Genomic DNA, 6,695 nt, shown 5'->3' with positions numbered 1-6,695 from the left:
GAGAAAAATTGACTTCTAATTAAAAACCTATAACATTGTATAAGCTGCATTAAAACGCATTTTATACTTACCGTTGTAGCCAATTTTGGCTCGTCCTTAAATTTGGGTAAAGTAAAGAACTTTTATTATTTTTATTAAGTATATTAAATTCAAAACTATGAAACACAACAAACTCTTTTTATATATAATAGGTATACTATTACTAGCAAGTTTTAAAAACTCCTATTCACAAACAACCTATAACGTTACATCAACGAATTTAGAAGGTCCTGGCTCTTTTTTACAAGCCATACAAGATGCTAATGCTAACCCAGGAGAGGACATTATTCAATTTTCTGCAGGGTTAACTGTAGATGCTATTACGCCAGGATTCAGTCTAACAAATCCAGACATGGCAATAATTCTCGAATCTGTAGTCATTGAAGGTAACGGAAGTTCTATTAATGCAAAACAATGGTGGATTGCTGCGGATGGTACTACAAATCCATTAGCCGCATGCCCGGGATCCATTGGAAGTACAACAATTATGTTAAAAGCACCAACGTTTTTAAGAGTTGGAACTATTAATCAGGATAATTCTGCTATTACTGTAACCATAAAAGATCTTTCAATTAAAGAGTTTAATGGTGTTGCGCAAATATATGAAAATGCAACTTTAAATTTGGAGAATTTTAAAGCTAGCGATATTTGGGCTACTAATAATTGTCCAAGTGGCACAACTGGTATGATGTCAGTAGCTAGTGGCGGTTCATTGTCTATAAAAAATTCATCTTTTCAAGAATCTATAAATTGGGAGACCACACCGGATTTAACTGCAACAATTATCTCTGAGCCAAATGCAGGAAATTTAACAATTGAAAATAGTCTTTTTTACGATTTAAACAAACAAAAACACTACGCAATTAATTGGGAAGGTTCTGGTTCTGCTGTTGCTAATATTGTCAGCTCAAGGTTTTTAGGTGCTGGTGGTTTAAAAATATCTGGTGGTACTACCACAAATATTGTTAATTCTACTTTTGTTTTATCAGATGGATTAGGCGTGTTAAATTACGGGGAACGTATTTGGAATAATTCAAATGGCCCTATGAATATTATTGCTTCTTCAATTAGATTTAATGGCAATGAATGTAACTTGGAATGTTCTAGTTTCTCTGTTAATTCATTAATCCATAACAGTTCTTCTGGTTCACTTAATTTTATAGAATCAGCTATTGGCTTTAACTTCCCATCAACTACAGGAACAATTTTGCTCACTTTAGAGGGTTCAAATATTACAGCTGATGGAGCTACATGGATTGAGCCTTCAGTAAGTCAAGATGCTGCTGCCTTAAAAACCATTACTTCACAACCAAATTTACTTACGAATTTAAATGGTTTTGAACCGCAAGTAAACACCAGCATAGTATTCTTAGATGCTGAATTTGTTAAACCTGCATTTCCAGGAGAATTGATTGATGTTGTTAATACTACTTTAACCAATCCTATAACAAATCAGCCAATTACTTTAGACCCAATTGGCAATGATAGATTTGATGGTAATGGTTTTCGTGATATTGGCGCCATTCAATTATCAGTGGCTCCATTTTTGAATTTAAGCTCCATAGGGAATGAATCTGCAACCCTTAACTGGAATGAACCTGTCCACCATGATGGTTATTCAATTATAAGATATGAGGTATCATATATAGAATCAGGTGGCTTTACTCCTACCATTGTTACAGTCAATTTACCTAATCTAACAACTACAATAAATGGTTTAACAAATGGTACTGAATATGTGTTTTCAGTTAGAGCTGTTTATGATAATGGTGGTTCTGAATTAAATGGTCCATACTCTAATAATGTAACGGATACACCGTTTGGAACTCTGAATGCTCCTACACTAATTGCTACACCAGGAGATCAACAAATAGACCTTTCTTGGAATCTTCCTGATTTAGGCGGTCGTACATTTCAAAATTATGTTTTATATTGGAAAGAAAGTAGTTCTTCAACTTGGGATACTGTATATGTTATTACAGACCCAAATGAAACTACAAGAACTGTAAGCGGCTTAGTAAATGGCACCACTTATGAGTTTAGGATTAATGCAAGAGCTTCAGGCGAGATTAGTGTGTTTAATACTACTACTGCTACACCTGATTCTGGACTAGGAATTGAAGAGCTATCAAATAATGTGGTTTCTTTTTATCCTAATCCAGTTAACGACGTTGTAAATATTAAATTAGATGAAAGCTTTAAAGCTAAATTGTTTAACATTAGCGGTAAATTGGTACTTGAAGTAAATAATAAAAAACAAATTGATATTTCATTCTTGACTAGTGGTATGTATTTCTTAAAGATTGAAAGTGAAGACAAAATTTATTCAGGTAAAATTTTAAAGGAATAAAAGCACTGAAAAACTACAAGATGACATTGATTTAGCAAATTAACTGGCTACAACAAGGTATAAAAGCAATAGCGGTTCAGGTATAAACTTGAACCGTTTTTTGTTTTAATTCAGTATCTTCCTACCCGAAAGATGGTAGCTTTTAGTTAGCTACTGCTCTTATACTAAACGTTATGTTTAATTTAAAAAAGATGTCAAAACTTTTTATATTCTTATTGATAGTATGCCAAATTAAAGTTGTAGAAGCTCAAAAAGTCCATTCAAATAAATTTGATGCATTTGTTAAAAATGCAATAGAGCTTTCAGAAGAAGCATTATATAATTCCACGTTTGATGAAGCTCTTCTTTTTGTTGACAATTCTTTCTTTGAAAATTTCAGTACATACGAAAGTAAACACAAAATAGCTTTGACTATTCAAAATATTAGGATTCAATCATTTCAAGCAAGATTGCGTCAATTATCATTCAACTCCGATGAACACTTAAGTAGTTTACTCGACCTATTACCTAGCGTGGAAAAGTTAGATGATGAGATTTTGAAAGCAAAATTCTTCACAATTCTTTCTGCTTTATATAGATCTAAAAATCTTGATTTATGTATTTCATATGAAAATAAAGCATTAGTCCTTTTTAAAAAAAAGGCTGATTACAAGTCGGTTGCCGAATTACAAGCAACTCAAGTATCAAGAGAGTTAGATAACTTTTTTCGTGATAATAAAAAAGAAGAAGCAATTGCAATGATTCAAAGATTCAGAGAAGAAATTGACTTCTCATCTAAATATAGCAAATATGCCTTGGCCTACAACACAAGACACCTTGCAAATATTTACAGAATTTATGATATAAACCAAAAAGAAGCATTAAAACTATACAAGCAATCTTTGAATTTAAGAGAAGAAATAGGATTTAAACCATTTATTACAGCTTCATATTATTCATTAGGTATAGTATATTCAAATTTAGGAATGCAAGAAAAAGCAATTATTGCCTATAATGAATCTATTCAACAGGCAAAGAAAGTTCACTTTATTCGATATGAATGCAATCCATATTTAAGCATTGGAGATATTTACTTAACAAAAGGAGATAAAGAAAAAGCCAAAGATTATTATTTGAAAGCACTTAAATCGGCTTCAGCAAATAATTATGAAAATGGAATTAATAATGCAATAGAGAAAATTAGTAATATAAAAAACTAAGCATAACAACGTGTATAAAACATAGCTAAATTAGGACTTCCGAGAGGTTTTGTTTATTTATTAAGTCCGCCAAATTTTTAATTTGGCTTTTACGTTTGACAAGTTAAAAACAAAATTAAAAATTTAGCTCTGTTTTAAAATCAAAAATATTACCTTTTTAAACGCTACATTCCATACATTAACGTTGTGCTTCATTATATCCAACCAATAAACAATGATAAAATTCTTTAGAAAAATTAGACAAAAACTACTCTCCGAAAATAAATTCAGCAAGTACTTAATTTATGCAATAGGAGAAATTATATTGGTTATGATTGGAATTCTATTGGCACTTCAAGTTAACAATTGGAATGAATACAGAAAACAAGGCCAAAAAGAAATCGTCAACTTAAAGGCGATAAAAAATGATTTACAACATGACCTGAACACAGAATTTATTCCTGGAATTAGTTATTACTCTAAAAAAAACAAAGATTTAAGTCGTCTTAGAGATTTTTATCTTAATAAAGAAATTATTCCTAGGGATTCTCTTCTAAAATACTTTCGCAACAACTGGGGTGAGTGGCATATTATTCTTAATAAAGGGGCATTCGAAAATCTAAAATCTACAGGGATTGATATCATTTCAAACGATTCTCTTCGTACCAAAATATCGTCTCTTTACAGTAATGGCTACCCTGAAATTGAAAATCGAGTTAATATAGTTAAACAGTTTTATGATAATGAGTTTGGACCAATATTGTATGATAACATTATACTTTATGATTCAACACATTCTCATGATGATTTTGATGATTTAAAAAACCGTAAACAGATTGGCAATAGAATTATACAACACTATTATCTGAGAACTTGGTTGTTTGAAAGATCAGAATTAGTAAAATCGAAAGTAGAATTACTTATTGGAGATATTGATAAAGAAATAGAACGACTGGATAAATAATTTCACTCTATAAATAAATAACGAAAGCACAACACCGTGTATAGCTCATTGCGGCTGAATTCCTAATCGGAATTCATTGCAATTTGCTATCTTTCGGTTACGGCGGAAAATCCTTGCGGATTTTCACGCAACGCAACCATAGCCAAACCGTTAGCTTGCATTAGAACAATATGACGAAAAGAGAATACATAATTCGACAAATTGCAAAAACGAACAAGAAAAATTATGAGAACTATGTTGTTACTCGAATCTATCATAGACTAAACAGAAATGACGTTAAATTTATGACTCAACAGTTTGTGAATAGACCTGAAGGACACGCATTGACGGATATGTATTTCCCTCAATTAAAGTTACACATAGAAATTGATGAACCTTTTCATAAAAAACAGGAAAAATTAGATATTGATAGGGAAACAGATATAATACAAGCAACCAACCACGAAGTTTATAGAATTGCCATAGCAGAAGAATTAGAGCAAATTAATCGGCAAGTAGAGAAGTTAGTAACACAAATTATAAAGAAAATTGACGTTAAAGAGAAAAGTGAAAAATGGGAACCCTGGGACTTGGAAAAGGAATTTAATCCAAACTACTATAGAACTAAAGGATATTTAGATGTAAATGAAAATCCGGCATTTAGAAGGATTGTAGACGCTTGTAACTGTTTAGGACAAAATTACAAATCAGTTCAACAAGCTTGGTTCAAGAGCAAAGTTTACCCTAATCACAATCTGTGGTTTCCGAAATTTTATGAGAATGCAGAATGGGATAACAGAATAAGTAGCGATGGTAAGGTAATTACAGAGAAATGCAAGAATCCAGAAAAGTATGATAATTGGTTTAATGACGTAACTTCTAATTTGGTAAAACGAATTACATTTCCAAGAAGCATTGACAATTTAGGATTTAGACTTTACAAATTTGCAGGAATATTCGAGACAGATTTGGAAGATTCCTCTTTTGAAAATGGAGTAATACATAGATTAACCCAAACAAGAATTGAAATAGAAAAAGCAAGCTAACAATGGCTATGATGTTCGTAGCTGCTAAACGCAGCTACGCCACATAGCCGAACCGTTATGCGTAATTAGAGGAAGGTTTAGAATACTAGATTAAAAATTGATGGAACTTATTAAACACAATAATATTACTTATGGATTTGCTAGAGATTTTAAACATGATCAAAAAATAAGAGAAAGTTTCAATAGTTTAACAGAAGCCGTCTTTGGCTTCAGTTTAGAAAATTGGTACCATGATGGTTTCTGGGGTGACTATTATATTCCCTATTCGCTGATACATAATGACAAGATTGTATCAAATGTTTCAATTAACAAGATTGAATTTGATATTGAAGGTGAGAGAAAGTCGGGAATTCAAATTGGTACAGTAATGACTGACGAAAAATACAGGAATAAAGGACTTAACAAGTACTTGATGGAAAAGATAATGCATGAATGGAAAGATAGGACTGATTTTGTTTATCTCTTCGCAAATGACAGTGTGTTTGATTTTTATCCGAAATTCAAATTCAAGGTTGTAAAGGAATATCAACACTCGAAAACCGTAGATAAACACAGTACTTCATCAACCTGGAAAAAACTGAACATGGAAGACCCAGATGATGTAACTTTTTTAGTGGGAAGAATTAAAGATTCTAATCCGATAGCAAAGATATCCATGAGGAACAACGTTTCTCTGATTTTGTTTTATTGCAATTGGGTTAAGAAAAACAGTATTTATTATCTAGAAGAACTTGATGCAATTGCCATCGCAGACTTTGAAAGTGACACTTTGTATCTTGATGATATATTCTCAATTAGACCAGTGAATATCGATAACTTGATTCATAGCATATCTGATGAAAGGATTCTGCGGGTAGTTTTGGGGTTTACACCCTTGAAAGATGAGGGGTTTGAAAAACATTTATTAAAGGGAACTGACACGCTTTTTATGCTAAAAGGTACGTTTGAGTTTTTCACAAATAAACACTGGATGTTCCCAGTTTTATCTCACGCTTGAAAAAGTTTATTTATAAATATAAGAAATAACTATGCATAACAATGTATATAAAAAAATAGGCGAAGTAGCAGTGAGTTCACAGATTTTGGCCCTTATCAAACCTTGTGATTAGTCGAAATATTTGTGATTCGTAATCGCCTAC

At 31.8% G+C, this 6,695-nt stretch carries 5 protein-coding genes; all 5 read left to right on the top strand.

The features are described 5' to 3' along the window. Positions 1 to 157 precede the first annotated feature (157 nt). The 5 genes from AAFP94_RS11575 (at position 158) to AAFP94_RS11555 (ending at position 6,553) form a co-directional block, all read left to right on the top strand. On the top strand, positions 158 to 2,389 hold the full coding sequence (locus tag AAFP94_RS11575) for a T9SS type A sorting domain-containing protein (RefSeq protein WP_316662895.1): 2,232 nt from the start codon (positions 158 to 160) through the stop codon (positions 2,387 to 2,389). A gap of 191 nt (positions 2,390 to 2,580) precedes the next feature. Beyond that, positions 2,581 to 3,588 carry a tetratricopeptide repeat protein gene (locus AAFP94_RS11570; protein ID WP_316662894.1) on the top strand — a complete coding sequence of 336 codons (1,008 nt, stop codon included), beginning with the start codon at positions 2,581 to 2,583 and terminating at the stop codon, positions 3,586 to 3,588. A gap of 214 nt (positions 3,589 to 3,802) precedes the next feature. After that, positions 3,803 to 4,531: a DUF6090 family protein gene (locus tag AAFP94_RS11565; protein WP_316662893.1), complete on the top strand. Its 729-nt coding sequence runs from the start codon at positions 3,803 to 3,805 to the stop codon at positions 4,529 to 4,531. A 170-nt stretch (positions 4,532 to 4,701) separates the two neighbouring features. Further along, the gene (locus AAFP94_RS11560) at positions 4,702 to 5,556 is read left to right on the top strand and encodes an AbaSI family restriction endonuclease (RefSeq protein WP_316662892.1); all 855 of its coding nucleotides are present in this window, start codon (positions 4,702 to 4,704) and stop codon (positions 5,554 to 5,556) included. A gap of 100 nt (positions 5,557 to 5,656) precedes the next feature. Beyond that, positions 5,657 to 6,553, top strand: a complete 897-nt coding sequence (locus tag AAFP94_RS11555; RefSeq protein WP_316662891.1) for a GNAT family N-acetyltransferase — start codon at positions 5,657 to 5,659, stop codon at positions 6,551 to 6,553. Positions 6,554 to 6,695 lie beyond the last annotated feature (142 nt).

The sequence above is a fragment of the Gilvirhabdus luticola genome (assembly GCF_040117515.1).
GTDB classification, from domain to species: Bacteria; Bacteroidota; Bacteroidia; order Flavobacteriales; family Flavobacteriaceae; genus Gilvirhabdus; species Gilvirhabdus luticola.
The sequence above is the reverse complement of the archived record's forward strand: the minus strand, read 5'-3'. Positions and strand labels throughout refer to the sequence as shown.

Bases quoted from the DNA above. Each gene is read 5' to 3' on its own strand.
- AAFP94_RS11575 (WP_316662895.1), top strand. From the start codon at position 158: ATGAAACACAACAAACTCTTTTTATATATAATAGGTATACTATTACTA.
- AAFP94_RS11570 (WP_316662894.1), top strand. From the start codon at position 2,581: ATGTCAAAACTTTTTATATTCTTATTGATAGTATGCCAAATTAAAGTT.
- AAFP94_RS11565 (WP_316662893.1), top strand. From the start codon at position 3,803: ATGATAAAATTCTTTAGAAAAATTAGACAAAAACTACTCTCCGAAAAT.
- AAFP94_RS11560 (WP_316662892.1), top strand. From the start codon at position 4,702: ATGACGAAAAGAGAATACATAATTCGACAAATTGCAAAAACGAACAAG.
- AAFP94_RS11555 (WP_316662891.1), top strand. From the start codon at position 5,657: ATGGAACTTATTAAACACAATAATATTACTTATGGATTTGCTAGAGAT.